This window comes from Thermodesulfobacterium sp. (assembly GCF_030445475.1).
In the GTDB taxonomy this organism is placed as follows: Bacteria; Desulfobacterota; Thermodesulfobacteria; order Thermodesulfobacteriales; family Thermodesulfobacteriaceae; genus Thermodesulfobacterium; species Thermodesulfobacterium commune.
Genome location: NZ_JASUTP010000003.1, coordinates 32,961 through 47,798, shown reverse-complemented (window position 1 = coordinate 47,798; position 14,838 = coordinate 32,961). Strand labels below are relative to the sequence as shown.

The 14,838-nt window shown below is 37.7% G+C and carries 11 protein-coding genes; 4 read left to right on the top strand and 7 right to left on the bottom strand.

What is annotated here, in order from left to right:
• Positions 1–4: 4 nt before the first annotated feature.
• The 7 genes from hmcA to PWP26_RS02215 all read right to left on the bottom strand — a co-directional run bounded on the left by hmcA (position 5) and on the right by PWP26_RS02215 (position 7,882).
• Positions 5–1,615, bottom strand: a complete 1,611-nt coding sequence (gene hmcA / locus PWP26_RS02245) for a sulfate respiration complex hexadecaheme cytochrome HmcA (protein WP_301398882.1) — start codon at positions 1,613–1,615, stop codon at positions 5–7.
• A 1-nt stretch (position 1,616) separates the two neighbouring features.
• Complete coding sequence (locus PWP26_RS02240; RefSeq protein ID WP_301398881.1) at positions 1,617–2,945, bottom strand: (Fe-S)-binding protein; 1,329 nt, start codon at positions 2,943–2,945, stop codon at positions 1,617–1,619.
• Between the two features lie 8 nt (positions 2,946–2,953).
• A complete protein-coding gene (locus tag PWP26_RS02235; RefSeq protein ID WP_301398880.1) occupies positions 2,954–3,571 on the bottom strand; it encodes a respiratory nitrate reductase subunit gamma in 618 nt (205 codons plus the stop codon).
• 44 nt (positions 3,572–3,615) lie between these two features.
• The gene (locus PWP26_RS02230; RefSeq protein ID WP_287567873.1) at positions 3,616–4,818 is read right to left on the bottom strand and encodes a hypothetical protein; all 1,203 of its coding nucleotides are present in this window, start codon (positions 4,816–4,818) and stop codon (positions 3,616–3,618) included.
• Positions 4,819–4,915: 97 nt separating this feature from the next.
• Positions 4,916–5,323: a 23S rRNA (pseudouridine(1915)-N(3))-methyltransferase RlmH gene (locus tag PWP26_RS02225; RefSeq protein ID WP_287567943.1), complete on the bottom strand. Its 408-nt coding sequence runs from the start codon at positions 5,321–5,323 to the stop codon at positions 4,916–4,918.
• 47 nt (positions 5,324–5,370) lie between these two features.
• Complete coding sequence (locus PWP26_RS02220) at positions 5,371–7,527, bottom strand: LPS-assembly protein LptD (RefSeq protein ID WP_301398879.1); 2,157 nt, start codon at positions 7,525–7,527, stop codon at positions 5,371–5,373.
• 58 nt (positions 7,528–7,585) lie between these two features.
• Positions 7,586–7,882 carry a ferritin family protein gene (locus tag PWP26_RS02215; RefSeq protein WP_287567871.1) on the bottom strand — a complete coding sequence of 99 codons (297 nt, stop codon included), beginning with the start codon at positions 7,880–7,882 and terminating at the stop codon, positions 7,586–7,588.
• A 304-nt stretch (positions 7,883–8,186) separates the two neighbouring features.
• Here PWP26_RS02215 and fdnG point away from each other — a divergent pair, with 304 nt between their 5' ends.
• The 4 genes from fdnG to PWP26_RS02195 all read left to right on the top strand — a co-directional run bounded on the left by fdnG (position 8,187) and on the right by PWP26_RS02195 (position 14,828).
• Positions 8,187–11,228 (top strand): formate dehydrogenase-N subunit alpha, encoded by a 3,042-nt coding sequence (gene fdnG, locus PWP26_RS02210; RefSeq protein ID WP_287567870.1) that lies wholly within the window; start codon positions 8,187–8,189, stop codon positions 11,226–11,228.
• 59 nt (positions 11,229–11,287) lie between these two features.
• Complete coding sequence (locus PWP26_RS02205) at positions 11,288–12,016, top strand: 4Fe-4S dicluster domain-containing protein (RefSeq protein ID WP_287567869.1); 729 nt, start codon at positions 11,288–11,290, stop codon at positions 12,014–12,016.
• Between the two features lie 128 nt (positions 12,017–12,144).
• A complete protein-coding gene (gene fdhE / locus PWP26_RS02200; RefSeq protein WP_038061341.1) occupies positions 12,145–12,897 on the top strand; it encodes a formate dehydrogenase accessory protein FdhE in 753 nt (250 codons plus the stop codon).
• Positions 12,897–14,828 carry a molybdopterin biosynthesis protein gene (locus PWP26_RS02195; RefSeq protein WP_051754607.1) on the top strand — a complete coding sequence of 644 codons (1,932 nt, stop codon included), beginning with the start codon at positions 12,897–12,899 and terminating at the stop codon, positions 14,826–14,828. The genes fdhE and PWP26_RS02195 overlap by 1 nt, the downstream gene beginning before the upstream one ends.
• The last annotated feature ends 10 nt before the right edge of the window (positions 14,829–14,838 follow it).

Below are 14,838 nucleotides of genomic sequence, written 5' to 3'. Positions count from 1 at the left end.
CTCCCTAAAAACTAGGTAAACCTCTCTCTTTTTTAGGTTTATGGCAACTATCACAACTCATAGCCTTTTCTATCTTTAAATACTCATGGCATTTAATACACTGTCCATGATAAGCTGCCTGTAGTCTTGGCCTTTCAGGGTGTAAAGCATCAAAACTTATTCCATGGCAAGAACTGCATTTAACCTCTTGTCCTTTTATTTTCCCTTCAGGGTTCGTTTTATGATGACATCCTTTACACAGGGTTTCTTCCTTATCATGGAAGTATACCGCAAGTCTATTGCCTGAGGTCTTAGCAACCAAACTTTTCACTATCTTTTGATGAGGCATGGTTGCCTTTTCAAACTCCTTGGATAAAACCTCTATTTCTACTTGAGATTTTATCTCTCCTGAATAGGGTTTTAAATTTTTAATATCAGACCTCGCTCTACCTATATGGCATTTAACACAAGTAGTTTCAGAAGCAACTTCTGTGCGAGAGGTTTCTTTTTTGTCAAGATGATGACAAGCTAAACATTCTTTTCTTGCATTTATTTCCTTTTGATGACATCCCTGGCAGCTTCTGTCTGAAAATACTGAATGAAAAGCTGTGACAGCATTTACAAAATTCCCTTTAGGACTACCTTCTAAGGTATGACAATTCCGACACCCTTCAAGTCTTTCATGATGACAATCTCTACATTTCTGGGCTGTAAACTGGTGAATTCGGTGATTAAACACTACTGCTTTCATCTTAGAAGCTTTAGGGAATTCCATCCAATAAATCTCTTTTTGTCCTCTCTCTGGCCTTGGAGCTTTAGACAGATCTTCCAAACTCCTTTTTTCTCCTTTATGACAATCACTGCAGATTATCGGACCACCCTTTTTCCCATCCTTTTTTAATTCTACATGACAGTTCAAACATAACCCATGAAAGGCCTGAGAAAGGTTTAAACTTTTTTCTTGAGCTATCTTCAATATCTTGGTTAACTCAGGACCTCTCTTCTTAGTAAAGTCGTGGCAATAATAACAGGATTCTTCTTTACCCTTTACATATTTTAGTGCCTTTGTTTTATCAGGTTCTTCTAAATCATAGGTATGATGGCACTTCTCACATTTTTGGTCTAACTCTTTGACATGGGTTTCATGGTAAACAAAATCAAAATCAAACTTAGGATAGTTTATATCTTTGTACGCATAAATATTTACATGGCAATCCCCACAAGAAAGTCTTACCGGACCATAAGGTTTTTGCTCAAGCTTTTTCTGTTGATGGCATTTAATGCAAGCTTGATGGTAAAGGTCTTTTAACTTTTCTGGATCTTTAACAGATAAAAACTCCTTAGGAAAAACAAAACGTAGATTCTTGTTATTATCTACCGGATGACAAACCCCACAACCTTCTTTTTCTAACGCCTTAACATGTTTTAGGTGGTTAAACAAAACAGGGGCATACTCTAACCTCCCAAAAACCTCAGGATGTTTAATAAGAAGAAGATTTTTCTGTACCTCTGTAGGAGTTAGAGTTTTTTCCACTTTTCTAAAGGGTTCAGTTAAAGCCAAGGGATTACTCAAACAGCACCAGAATAAAACCGTCAAACCTAACCCTAAAATCAACAAGACTGTTTCTTTCTTCATCCTAAGGTCTTAACCTCTCAGGGATTTCCATATGTTCTGCTATTAGGTCTGCCAAAAATTTAACATGGGCCTCTACTTTATAGTGCTCAATCAAATCTTCTATCCCCTTATGACAGGTATGACAAGGTGCTATCACTAAAGATGCCCCTGTTTCTTTTATCTGTTCTATCTTGACTTTTCCTCCTTCTATCCTTGCCCCCTTCCAGGGAGGCCCTGCATCAACCATCCCTCCTCCTGAACTACAACAATAATTGTATTCTTGATTAGGGGTCATTTCCACAAAATCTTCACAAAGTTCCCTAACTATAAACCTGAGTTTTTGTCCTAACCCTCTGTATCTCACTATGTTGCAAGGATCTTGTAAGGTAGCCTTTTCTTTAACCTTATGAGCGATCTTTATCTTTCCCTGGGTTAAAATCTCATAGAAAAACTCTACCGCATGGATAAAAGGTATAGGGGCCTCTTTCCAGCCTAAAAGTTTTGCTGATTCATAAAGCGCTGCTCTATAGGCATGTCCGCACTCTGTAATCAAAATCCTTTTAACCCTTAGTTTAGAGGCTATTTCATAATGCCTTTTGGTTACCAACGTCATCGTCTCAAAATCATGCATATAAAGCGACTTATTGGTATAATCCCAACCGTCTGTGTCAGGTAAAGTAAAATCAACCCCTGAGACAAGCATAATCTTAAGCATGTTAGAAAGCAAAGGGGTCATGTATTTAGCTTCAAGACCATGAATAAGTAACAAAATGTCTGCATCTTTTTTCCCAAGAGGGATCCTTGCATTTTTTATCTCATACCTTAGCTCGTCTTCTATCCATTGTATCGTGTCTATCCATTCATCCTGTTTAAACCAGAGCATGTTGTAAGAAGACATATGGCTGTAGACTTGGTCCTGAATAAACTGAGGAGCTACTCCTAAAACTCCACAAAGTCTTCTCACCAAAGAGATCAAGTAGGCAATGTCAATCCCAAAGGGACAAAACTGAGTACACCGGCGACAAAGATTACACTCAGTAAAAGCAATCCTTGCATATCTTTTTAAATCGGCTTTTTCTATTTTACCTTTTTTAGCAATTAAATCTCCTAAAGTAAGTTTTACTTTAGAGGCCGGCGCATAACTTGGGTCTCTGTCATGGGAAAGATAGTGATGGCAAGACTCAGAACACATTCCACAGCGCATACAAGTTTCTAAAAAGATCTTAAATCTTACCGTAGCCTCTTCGTTTAAAACCCTCTCGATAGCCCTTTTAATCTTTTGTTGGTCTAATCGTTCTATCGTTTTGTCTATCCCTATATCAAAAACCGGTTTTCTTACAAAGCCTTCCATCTTTTTCCTCAATAGTCTTTTGACCGCCTAACTGCACCAAACTCTGAGGCAGTATGGGCTCTAATCAACCAAAAATAAAAAATATGCGAAAGCTTAGTAAAAGGAATAAGAACTAACATCATTTCTCCTGAGAAGATATGTAAACCTGCTATAACCTGATAGGTAAAAACCAACTGATATCTTGCTAAAAACCCGGTTAAAAAAACTAAGATCACCAGAACTAAAAGAGCATAATCTATAGGAGTGCTTAAATATTTAACATCTTTAACCAAAAAACGTCTCAAAAGTAAAATAACTCCACAGATAATGGTTAAGACTGTTAAAAAATCAGAAACAATATTAGGTAAAGCCCACCAGCTTATCCCCCAGGATTCCTTCCACATTTCGATATGACCTAAAAAAAAGAGAGGGGTTAACAAAAGCCCTACATGAAACACATAACTTATCGCGGTAAAAAGAGGTCTTTGTCTCATGCTATAGCTACCAAAGGGTAAAAGCCAAAAAAGATAAGACCTAAGCGTATGTTTAAGACTAAAATATCCATAGAGTACTTTATCTTTTTGAGCTTTCTTAAAAAAGTTATAGAGGTTATAAACTAAACCTAAAAAGAAGATCAAAAAAGACACCCAAGCCAAGGGCCCCCTTACTATCTCAAAAAACGTCATAAGTTTCACACCTTAATTTCTTTCGTAAAATAGCTCTTCTCTTTTATACCTTTTATCAACAGGATATCCTCTTCTAAAAACACCGGGTCCCATAAATAGGTGTAAGGGCCATCTAAAACTTTGTTTTCTACTAAGAGATAATATCCTCCATCTTTTTCGGCTTTAGCTGCTATTTTACTACCCTTAGGACTAAATACAGGGTCTCCTATCCTTTCCCAAACAAGGTCCCAACAAACCTCGTCTACCACCAGCCCCCACCGATCTTTATGTCTTACTAACGCGGCTATCCTTTCTCCATCGGGACTAAAATGGGGCTCTAACACCATCTGTCCAAAGGTTGGCTTCCAAGTTTTCCCATCTACTGCTAAGGTCCACTTTCCAAGCTCTAAGGCCACAATCGCTGCCACCCTCTTCTTTTCAGGAAAAACCTTAAGGTTCCATAACTGGGTAAAAGACCTTTCCCAAAAAGGACTACCATTACAGTATAACTCCCATCCTCGAGAAGTTTTTACAGGAGCAACCACCTGATTCTCATCTAAAAATCTCGGTTCCCAAACCTGGTAAAAACTTTTTTCCCAACACACATTATCCACCACTATGGTAAAACTTCTGTCAGTAAGTCTTACAGCTGTAGCTACCCTTGTCTCCTTAGGGCTAAAGCAACAACCAAAAAGGGCTAAAAACTTTTTATCCCAAAAAACGTCGTTTACCGCAAGCGACCACATTCCTTTGGCAAAGTTAAAAATCTCTAACACCGGATAATTTTCTAACCTCACATAAGTAGCTACTTTAGCCCCTGTAGGAGACACAAAAAGATCTCTGGTATCATAAAAACTATGACTCCAGGGAATCCCATCCACACAAACCGTGTAGTTTCCGTCGATTTTAACGTTAGCTAAGACCTTCTGCCCTGAGTTATCTGTTTTTAGGTTCCATAGATATTCAAAAAACTCTTCCCATAAAACACCTTCTTTCCAAACTGTCCACAACCCGTCTTTTTGAACAGAAGCTATCAAATCTCCGTTAGGTGTAAACTGAAGTAAATTTACCCTTTCAAAAGGCTCATCTATGGTCTTACCATTAACCCAAATAAACCTTTGTCCTTCTTCATCCTCAACAACCGTGGCTATTTTATCTCCTAAAGAGTTAACCACCAATTCTGAAAAATTTGCATATTTTTCTAATACTCGAAGGTCTACCCAGGACATCTTAGCTAAAGTATTTAGCGATAATGAGAATAAAAGTCAAGAGTGTTTTTCGACGATTTTAGCTAAAAATTGTATTTTTTATCTGATTTTTTGTTTATTATGCCCTATGATAGGGAATTTTCTTTAATATGGTAAAACTTCGGTAAAGGGCTTCCATCAACACCAAAATAGCTATTTCGTGGTTAAGGGTTAGAGGAGAAAGGCTAAGAAGAAAGTGGGCTTTATGTTTTAACTCGGGAGATATTCCCTCAGGACCTCCTACTAAAAAACATAAATCTTTTGAGGCTTCAAGCCATTTTTCGATTTTAGAGGCAAGCTCTATGGTATTAAGGAGTTGTCCTCTCTCATCTAAAATCACCAAAAATTCATTTTCAGAAAGATGCTTCTTTAAAACTTTTTCTTCTATCTTTAGTCTTTCTTCCTTTTTTTCTACCCCACCTTTAACCTTAGGTAGACATACCTCTACAGGACATAGCGGTGAAATTTTTTTGGCATAGTAAGAAATTCCTTCTTCTATAAAACTGAACTTTAAAGGCCCTGGAGCTAAAACCTTTATTTTTCTAATCCGTAACCTCCTAAACCTTTTAATTCTACCCTAAAGAAAAATTTTGTGTCCTTAGGGGTGACTGAAACACCTCCCCCTAACAGATAGCAATCATGCACATAAGAAAGACCCAACCTCATCTCGGTATTTTCTTCAAGCCTTAAATTTCTACTCAGATAAAAATCTGTTTGCAACCTTTGAAAAAATCGGTGAGAAAGGGAAAGGGTAAGTTGTCTTGTATTCCAGGCTTTATCATCCTGAAAAGTAAGCCCCAAACGGTCAACCATCCAGTCAGTTAACCCAAAGTAAAAGGAGTGTTTTTTAAAACCTAATCCATAAAAGTTATAACTTCCATCGTATCTTAAAGAAAGGTGTGGGGTGTAATTTAACAACACCTGAAGGCCTAAGTCTGAAAATTTTCTCTTTTCACTTGAGGTAGCGGTAGGAGTTTCCTCTGCGTTAAACTGATACTGCTGGTAAACCTTTACTCTTAAAAAGTCTGGCTGGTTTTTAAGTCTAAAAAGTTGCCATAACCCATACTCTAAGGTATTTATCTCTTCATGAGAAAGGTCTTCATAGTTAAAAATCGGTAGGTTGGTTTCAGAAGGTTTTTTCTTAAAATAATAGCTTACATATGGCTTTAAGACGTGTAAAAAGGTTAAATTGCGGTTTAAAGGTAGAGGTATTTCGTAAAACTTAAAAATCTGAGTGTAGGTAGTAAAAGAAACATCGTAGTAATGATTGTTTAAACTGTTTTTTGAAAAACCTGTAGAATCGTCAAGGATAAAATGGTTTAGGAAATAACTTGCCTTAAACTCGTTAAACAAAAAAGAGGTTCTAAAAGGATAAGCCAACTCTAAGTTTGAGCTTAGTTTGTGCCCATAGTACCCCTCTTTTCTAAAACTATAGTTATGTACCAAGCTAAAGTTTGTCATAAGGTTTCCTATGGTCTTAAAAGGCAACAAATTTAGACGAAAACCCCAAAGAGGTTGTAAAACCGTGTCTTTATCAGAAGCTCCATGATAGTCAAGATAGGAACTTTCTATCCTTGAATAAAGACTACCACGATAATATTGAGCCCAAAAACGAGATGTTCTATATTCTTGATTTTTTTCTTCTAAAGTGCGATGAAACCTTTCTAAAAAAAAACTTTTTGAAGAGGAAAACCCGTTTTCTCCTACGTCAAACTCTTCCAAAAAGTCTTTATTGGAGACCACATCTATGTCCAGATGAAAATCAAGGTTTGGTTTGGGTGTGTAATCGATTTTCCCAGCGACCCACCATTTATGTTTTTTCTCTTCCTCTTTTTCTGTATCGCCAAGTAAAGTTTCTTTATTATCCTTTAAATATCTTAACTTTAAAACCCCTTCTAAAGGTTCCATCAGCCTGAACTGGCTTTCTAAATCTAACAACAAACCTCTTTTGGTAAGAAACATAGGCGATAAGGTAAAGTCAACCTGGTCAGTATATGGCCAGAAAAAAGGTAGTTGAAGGCCTAACCCTAATCTATTTCCTTGAATTATTTTAGGAAATAAAAAACCTGTACTTCTTTGAGGAACCATCGGGAGGGTTACCTTGGGAACATAGGCTGTTTTTGGCAAAGAAACCACAGTCTGTTTTTTTATCTTAAACTTGGTAGCCTCTCCTTTACTTATCCCTTCTGGGGTCAAGACAAACTCTCGAACTTCTAAGCTCCAGGGAGGAAAATCTTTTTCGTTTTCACAGTCAAACTCACAAGAGGTAACCAAGGCACTTTTAGCCAGGTATTCGTTTAAGGCGTTTTTATGTAAATCTTTAGCTTTAATTCTGATCCCTTCTTTTTTCAAAAACATAAAAATGTTTTGTCCCCAAAACTCTTCGTTTCTCAAGTCTAAGAAGGCTTGATCTCCTTCAAGGATAGCATTTTTGGTAAAATCGAAAATTTTATACTGATAAAGGATTAAATAGCGGGTAGAAACTTCATATTTAACCCTTTGAGCCCAGATGAGCATACTGTTAGTCTGAATTACCACATCCCCTTCAGCTACCAAAATTTTAAAATTATTAAAGGCTTCTACCTTTTGAGCAGTAACTTCTAAAGGTTTAGAAACAGAACCAAAAGCTTGAACATGGACAAAAAAGAAGCAGGCCGAAATTAACCATAAAAATACCTTTGAAAAAATCAACTTAACCCGAAAGCCCATGATAAAAGATAGCTTTAGAGTAAAAAATCCTAAACGATCGTTAGTTTTCTTCTTCGTCTTCTAAGAGTTCACTTATTTCTTCTTCACCAGCCTCGAGTTCTTCTTCCTGTTCTTCATCTTTGATTAAAAGCATCGATAAAAACTCTCCTACATGGGTCTTTTCTTCTCTGGCTATGTCAAGAAGTACGGCTTGTAAGTTTTTATCTTCAGTTAAAGAAGCAAGCTGTTCATAAAGGTTGATGGCATCAAGCTCAGCCATGATCGCTATCCTGAGAATCTGTTTATCTAAGTTCTTTGGATCAATCTTTGAAAGGTCGAAAGGTATCTTTGAAAGCATAGGAATCCTCCTATTTTAAAATTTAATAACTATTTTAGCTTGTTTTCTTCTAAAAAGCAAGTTAAAAAGACTACCTGTGAACCATGTTAACCTATAACTAATTTTAAAGCTTTATAGGTGCTATCTTTAGACTTTTCAAACGGCAGCAAATATACAAAAAATTTTGTGTTTAAAAACAAAAAATAAAAAAAATCAAACTTTATTACCCAAAATAATAAATAACTAACCATTTTTGCTCTTGATTTAAACGTAAAAATAGTACTAAATTTTATATTAAGGGAGTAAACAAAAAGGAGGGTATGTTATGGGTGGAATAAGTAGGCGAAACTTTTTAAAGTTGTCGTTAGGTTCTCTAGTTTTAAGTTCCATCTCAATAGACCTTACACCTGTTAAGTCTTATGCAGCTACAGAACTTAAGATCAAAAACGCTAAGGAAAGTACTTCTGTTTGTCCTTATTGTTCTGTAGGATGCAGTCTGATTGTTTATGCAAAGGGAGGCAAGGTAGTACAGGTAGAAGGTGATCCAGATAGCCCTATCAACCAAGGGGCCTTATGTGCTAAAGGTGCTTCTTTATTGCAAATGGCCAACAATCCTTACAGGGTTATGGAACCTCTTTATCGTGCTCCAGGGGCTACTGAATGGAAAAAGGTTTCTTGGGAATGGGCTATTTCTGAGATAGCTAAAAGGGTTAAGGCTACAAGAGATAAATATTTTATTCTTAAAGATGAAAAAGGGCGAGTGGTAAACAGAGTTGAAGCTATTGCTCATGTAGGGTCAGCTGCCTTGGATAATGAAGAATGTTATCTCTTACAAAAACTGATGAGGGCCTTAGGATTAGTTTACATCGAGCATCAGGCGCGAATATGACACAGCGCCACCGTGGCGGCTCTGGCAGAGTCGTTCGGACGTGGCGCAATGACCAATCACTGGGTTGACCTCAAAAACGCTGATGTAATCATCGTTATGGGTAGTAACCCTGCTGAAAACCATCCTATCTCGATGAAATGGATATTAAAGGCTAAAAAGGAAAGAGGAGCTAAACTTTTAGTCATAGACCCCAAGTTTACCAGAACAGCTTCTAAAGCAGACCTGTATGTTCCTATCCGTCCAGGCACTGACATAGCTTTCTTAGGTGGGCTTATTAAATATATTATAGATAATGAACTCTACTTCAAAGATTATGTGATCAACTATACCGACCTTTCTTATTTAGTAGACCCCAACTTTAAAGGTCCCGAAGACTTAGATGGATATTTTTCGGGGTATGACCCAAAAACCAGAAAATATGATAAAGCTACTTGGAAATACCAGTTAGATGAAAAAGGAGTTCCTAAAAAGGATCCAACCCTTAAAGACCCTAACTGTGTGTTTCAGCTCCTTAAAAAACATTACAGTAGATATACCATAGACATGGTGGTGGAGATTACCGGAGCACCTAAAGAAAAGGTGCTTGAGGCTTATAAGATTATAGCTTCAACCGGAAAACCCAATAAAACGGCTACCATTTGTTATGCGATGGGATGGACCCAGCATACCGTAGGAGTTCAGAACATAAGAGCCATGTCTATCATTCAACTACTTCTTGGTAACATAGGAATGGCTGGAGGTGGTGTTAATGCCTTAAGAGGTGAGAGTAACGTTCAAGGCTCAACGGATATGGGACTTCTTTTCCATGTGTTACCCGGGTATTTACCTACTCCAAAGGCTTCTTGGGTTGATTTAAAAACTTATATAGAGGTAAATACCCCAAAAACTGCAGAACCTAAGAGTCTTAACTGGTGGAAAAACAGACCTAAATATATCGTAAGCTTACTTAAGGCTTTTTATGGAGATTATGCCACCAAAGAAAACGATTTTTGCTATAGCTATCTACCTAAACTTGACGATAACCGCACTTATAGTTGGTATGATATTTTTGATGCCATGTATAAAGGAAAAATTAAAGGATTTTTTGCCTGGGGACAAAACCCAGCTTGTTCAAGTGCAAACGCTAATAAAGTCAGGAAGGCTTTGGCTAAGCTTGATTGGTTGGTTTGTGTAAACCTTTGGGACAATGAAACCTCTTCTTTCTGGAAAGGGCCTGGGATGGATCCTAAGAAGATCAAAACTGAGGTGTTTTTCTTACCTTGTGCTTCTTCAATAGAAAAACAAGGTAGCATCACTAATTCTGGAAGGTTAGCTCAATGGAGGTATAAAGCCGTTGAACCTCCTGGAAAGTGTATGCCTGATGCCGAGATCATGAATGAGCTTTATCATAAGATTAAGGAACTTTACCAAAAACAAGGTGGAGTTTTCCCTGACCCAATACTCAAACTTAACTGGAATTATGGAGATAAACATGTAGACATAGAAAAAGTAGCCAAAGAAATAAACGGTTACTACACCAAGGATGTAGCTTCTCATCCTATAGACAAAAAAGCTTACAAAAAAGGGCAACAGGTTGCCTCCTTTGTATTTTTAATGGATGATGGTTCAACTGCCTGTGGGAACTGGCTTTATTCTGGTGCTTTTACTGAAGCAGGCAACATGATGAAAAGAAGAGGGAAAGAAGACCCCACAGGTCTTGGTCTGTATTCTAACTGGGCTTGGTGCTGGCCTGTTAACAGAAGAATTCTTTACAACAGGGCAAGTGTTGATCCAATGGGTAATCCTTGGGATCCGAAAAGACCTGTTATTAAATGGGATGCCCAAAATAAAAAATGGGTTGGAGATGTTCCTGACGGCCCACAACCACCTTTAGCGATGAAAGGAGGAGTATTACCTTTTATTATGAAACCTTTAGGTGTAGGAACTATCTTTGGAGCTGGTTTGGCAGACGGACCTTTCCCCACTTACTATGAACCGGTAGAGTCACCTTTTAAGAACCTACTTTATCCGAAAGTCTATTTTAATCCTGTAGCCAGAACTTACGATAGTCCAGATGACAAATTTGTAGTAGGTACTGATCCTAAATATCCTTATGTAGGTACCACTTACAGGGTCACCGAACACTGGCAGACAGGTGTTATGACCAGACATACCCCATGGTTGTTAGAGCTTGAACCTCAGATTTTTGCAGAGATAGACCCAGAGCTGGCTAAGGAAAAAGGCATAAAGAGCGGGGATAAGGTAATAGTCTCCAGTCCAAGAGGAGAAATATGGGCGATAGCTATCGTTACAGAAAGAATAAGACCACTTATCGTTCAGGGTAAAAAGTGTCATGTGATAGGTATCCCCTGGCATTATGGATGGAAGTTCCCTAAGAATGGAGGGGATAGTGCTAACCTTCTTACACCTAATGTGGTTGACCCGAATACCTTTATACAAGAAACAAAGTGTTTTGTGATAAACATAAGAAAGGCATAGCCCAATAAAAAGGAGGTAGGGGAACCTACCTCCTTGAAAAAATTAAAAGGAGGAAAAGTATGGCACGTAAAGCTTTATTAATAACTCCAGACCTTTGTATAGGATGTAGAGGATGTCAGGTGGCTTGTAAGTCCTGGAATGACCTGCCAGCAGAGAAAACTAAAAACAACGGAACCCATGAAAACCCACCAGACCTCACCGGATACACCTATAACCGTATCAGGTTTATCGAAAAAGTGAACGAAAAAGGTGAAGTTCAATGGTTGTTTGTAAGTCACAGGTGTTTACACTGTGGAGAACCTGCCTGTGTAGAAATCTGTCCTGTGAAGGCTCTGAAAAAGGACGCTGAAACCGGGATAGTTTATTATGATAAAAACCAGTGTATCGGATGTCAGGCCTGTCAATCCGCATGTCCTTTTAACATACCAAGGTATGATAAAAACGGAAAGATTTCTAAGTGTCATTTCTGCATCGACAGGGTTAAAGCTGGGCTTAGTCCAGCTTGTGCTAAAACCTGTCCTACCGGAGCCATCAAGTATGGAAACCGCGAAGAATTGATTAAAGAGGCTAAAGCAGAAGGATATTCTGTATTTTACGGAGAAACAGAGTTAGGAGGTTTAGGGGTAGTGTATGCTCTAAAAGCCTCTCCTAAAGAGTATAACTTAGCAGAAAATCCGAAAAAACCTGAAAACCTGATTGCTATGGGACAGATGCTAAGAAGCCTCATCGAGAAAGGAGTTGCCCTTTCACCTTCTGTGCTTAAAGACATAGGGTTGATAAAAGGATAGAAAAAAGAAAAAAACTAAAATCTTACAGAAAGGGGGAGGTATTTTCTCCCCCTTTCTTCTTTTTTATCTTAAGTTATTATAGAAGTAATGTGGTCAAAAATTCAATCAAAAACAAGAAGGAGAAAAAAATGGATTTAAAGATTTGGATAGAAAAACTTATCACAGAAAAACCACATTTAAAAGAGGTTTTAAGTTTGTATGACAAGGTAGCAGGGTTTAACAAAGAATGTGAAAAAATTCTTAAAACCGAGGATCCTGTAAAAAGCCTGGATAAACTTTTAGAGATTTTTGGAAAAACCTTTGAGGTACCTTATGAATTTATTTCTTTTTTAAAAGAGGGGTTAGAAGGTAAAGAAGAAGAGGTCTTGTATTATCCTAAAAAATTATGGGAAATAGCCTTCTTTGGGGAAGAAAGTTCTGAGGAAGAGATAAAGAGAATGCTCTTTTTGTTAAGTATGCCTCTTTTTAGAAAACTTGCTTTAGAAGATAGAAAGAATAAGCCCAATTCAGAAGATCGGAAAAGATGCCTTGTATGTGGAGAGTTTTATTCTTTATCGGTTATAGATGAAAACAACAAACGTTATTTTCTTTGTCCTGTTTGTGGTTATAAAGAAGAAGGACCAAGGATTGGATGCGGTTATTGTGGTCATACTAGCTGTGAAAAGATAGACCTTTTGGTAGATGAAGATGAAATAAGGGTTGAACTTTGTAAGGACTGCAAAAGTTATGTAAAAAGTTTTAAAGAAACCATTCCCTTGTATTTAAAATATCCTGACCCTTATCTTATAGACCTGATAAGCCTTCCTTTAGAGGTAGTTGCCCAGGAACGTGGCTTTATTAGAAGGTCTCCTAACATTTTAGGGATAAGGGAGATTAAGTAATGGGAAAAAAGGTTTTTCATGAAATCTTAAGTCTTGAGGAAGCTTTACACAGCTTGATCCAAAATTTTAAACAAAGGGTATTTCATCCTCTTCCTGCAGAAAAGATAAAGGTTAAAGAAGCCTTAGGAAGGGTCACAGCAGAGCCTGTATTTGCTAAACGTTCGTCTCCTTATTTCCATTCAGCTGCGATGGATGGTTATGCTGTTCATTCTAAAGATACCTTTAACGCTACAGAAAAAGACCCTGTGCTTTTAAAAATAGGAGAGCAAGCCCTCTGGATAGAGACAGGTGACCCTTTACCTGAGGGGTTTGATGCAGTTATTCCGGTAGAAGAGGTTAATGTTAAAGAAGGTTTTATCGAGATATACAAATCTTATCCCCCTTACCATGACGTCCGTCCTGTGGGAGAAGACATCGTGGCTACTGAGATGATCATTCCAGAAAATCATTTTATAAGACCCTTTGAAATCGGGGCTATGTTGGCAAGTGGTATCTTAGAGGTTGTAGTAAGAAAAAAACCCAAGGTAGGCATTATTCCTACAGGTTCTGAATTGTTAACTCCTGAAGAGGCTGAAAAAGAAGGTCTTAACCCACCCAGCTTGATAGAATATAACTCTTCTGTTTTGAAAGGACTTTTAGAAAAAGACGGAGCTGAGGTTAAAGTTTATCCTATAGCTAAAGATGATGAGTTTTCTATAAAATCTTCTATAGAAAAAGCTTTGATAGAAAATGATATGGTACTCTTAAATGCTGGTTCAGGCTATGGTAAGGAAGACTTTACCTATAAGGTGTTAAGTGAGTTAGGAGAGGTTATAATTAACGGGGTAGCTATCAAACCAGGGAAGCCCTTTATCGCAAGTTTTTGTAAAAATAAACCTGTTTTAGGAATACCTGGTTATCCAGTTTCAGCCATCTTTTGTTATCAACTTTTTGTAAGACCTCTTATTGAGCTTTACTTAGGGGCTAAACTACCCAAGGAAGAAAAGATCAAAGGCCTTCTTTCTCGTCAACTTTCTTCTCCTGTAGGAGTAGATGAATTTGTAAGGGTAAAGGTGGGAAAGGTAGGAGAAAAGTACATAGTTTCTCCTTTGGGGAGAGGAGCTGGATTACTTATGTCAGTGGTTAGGGCAGACGGTTATCTATGGATCCCAGCAGGTATTGAGGGATTTTCTCCTGGGAAAGAGGTAGAGGTGTTTCTCTGGAGAAACAAAGAAGAGATAGATTACACCTTAGTGTGTATAGGAAGCCATGACAATACCCTTGATGTGGTCTACAACTTCTTACGTAGGAAATATCCTCATATTTCTCTTTCTTCAGCTCATGTAGGATCTATGGGAGGTCTTATAGCTATCAAGAAAGGAGAAGCCCATCTTGCAGGCACACACCTTTTAGATGAAACAACCGGAGAATATAACATACCTTTTATTAAAAGAATCTTGCCTGAACGTTCGGTAGTATTGGTAAATCTAGTTTACAGGATACAAGGGTTTATCGTAAAAAAAGGTAATCCTAAAAACATCTTTAGTTTTTCTGACCTTACTCGAGAAGATGTGGTGTTTATCAACAGACAAGCTGGTTCAGGAACAAGGCTTCTTCTTGACAAACATTTGAAGGATTTAGGAATAAATCCTTCTCAGATAAGAGGTTATGACCAAGAAGAATATACTCATATGGGAGTAGCTCAGGCGGTTGCGAGTGGAAGGGCTGATGTAGGGCTTGGGATTTATGCGGCGGCTAAGGCTTTAGATTTAGATTTTATACCTTTAGCAGAAGAACGTTATGATATCCTTATTCCCAAGGAATTTTTAGACTTAGAGATGGTTCAGGCCTTTTTAGACATAATCAGAAATGACGAAGAGTTTAAAAAGATGGTGGTAAACTTAGGAGGATACGACGTAAGGCATATGGGAAAAATCATTTACGAAAACTAAAATTGATAAA

Bases quoted from the DNA above. Each gene is read 5' to 3' on its own strand.
- fdhE (WP_038061341.1), top strand. From the start codon at position 12,145: ATGGATTTAAAGATTTGGATAGAAAAACTTATCACAGAAAAACCACAT.
- PWP26_RS02195 (WP_051754607.1), top strand. From the start codon at position 12,897: ATGGGAAAAAAGGTTTTTCATGAAATCTTAAGTCTTGAGGAAGCTTTA.
- PWP26_RS02230 (WP_287567873.1), bottom strand. From the start codon at position 4,818: ATGTCCTGGGTAGACCTTCGAGTATTAGAAAAATATGCAAATTTTTCA.
- PWP26_RS02240 (WP_301398881.1), bottom strand. From the start codon at position 2,945: ATGGAAGGCTTTGTAAGAAAACCGGTTTTTGATATAGGGATAGACAAA.
- hmcA (WP_301398882.1), bottom strand. From the start codon at position 1,615: ATGAAGAAAGAAACAGTCTTGTTGATTTTAGGGTTAGGTTTGACGGTT.
- PWP26_RS02215 (WP_287567871.1), bottom strand. From the start codon at position 7,882: ATGCTTTCAAAGATACCTTTCGACCTTTCAAAGATTGATCCAAAGAAC.
- PWP26_RS02205 (WP_287567869.1), top strand. From the start codon at position 11,288: ATGGCACGTAAAGCTTTATTAATAACTCCAGACCTTTGTATAGGATGT.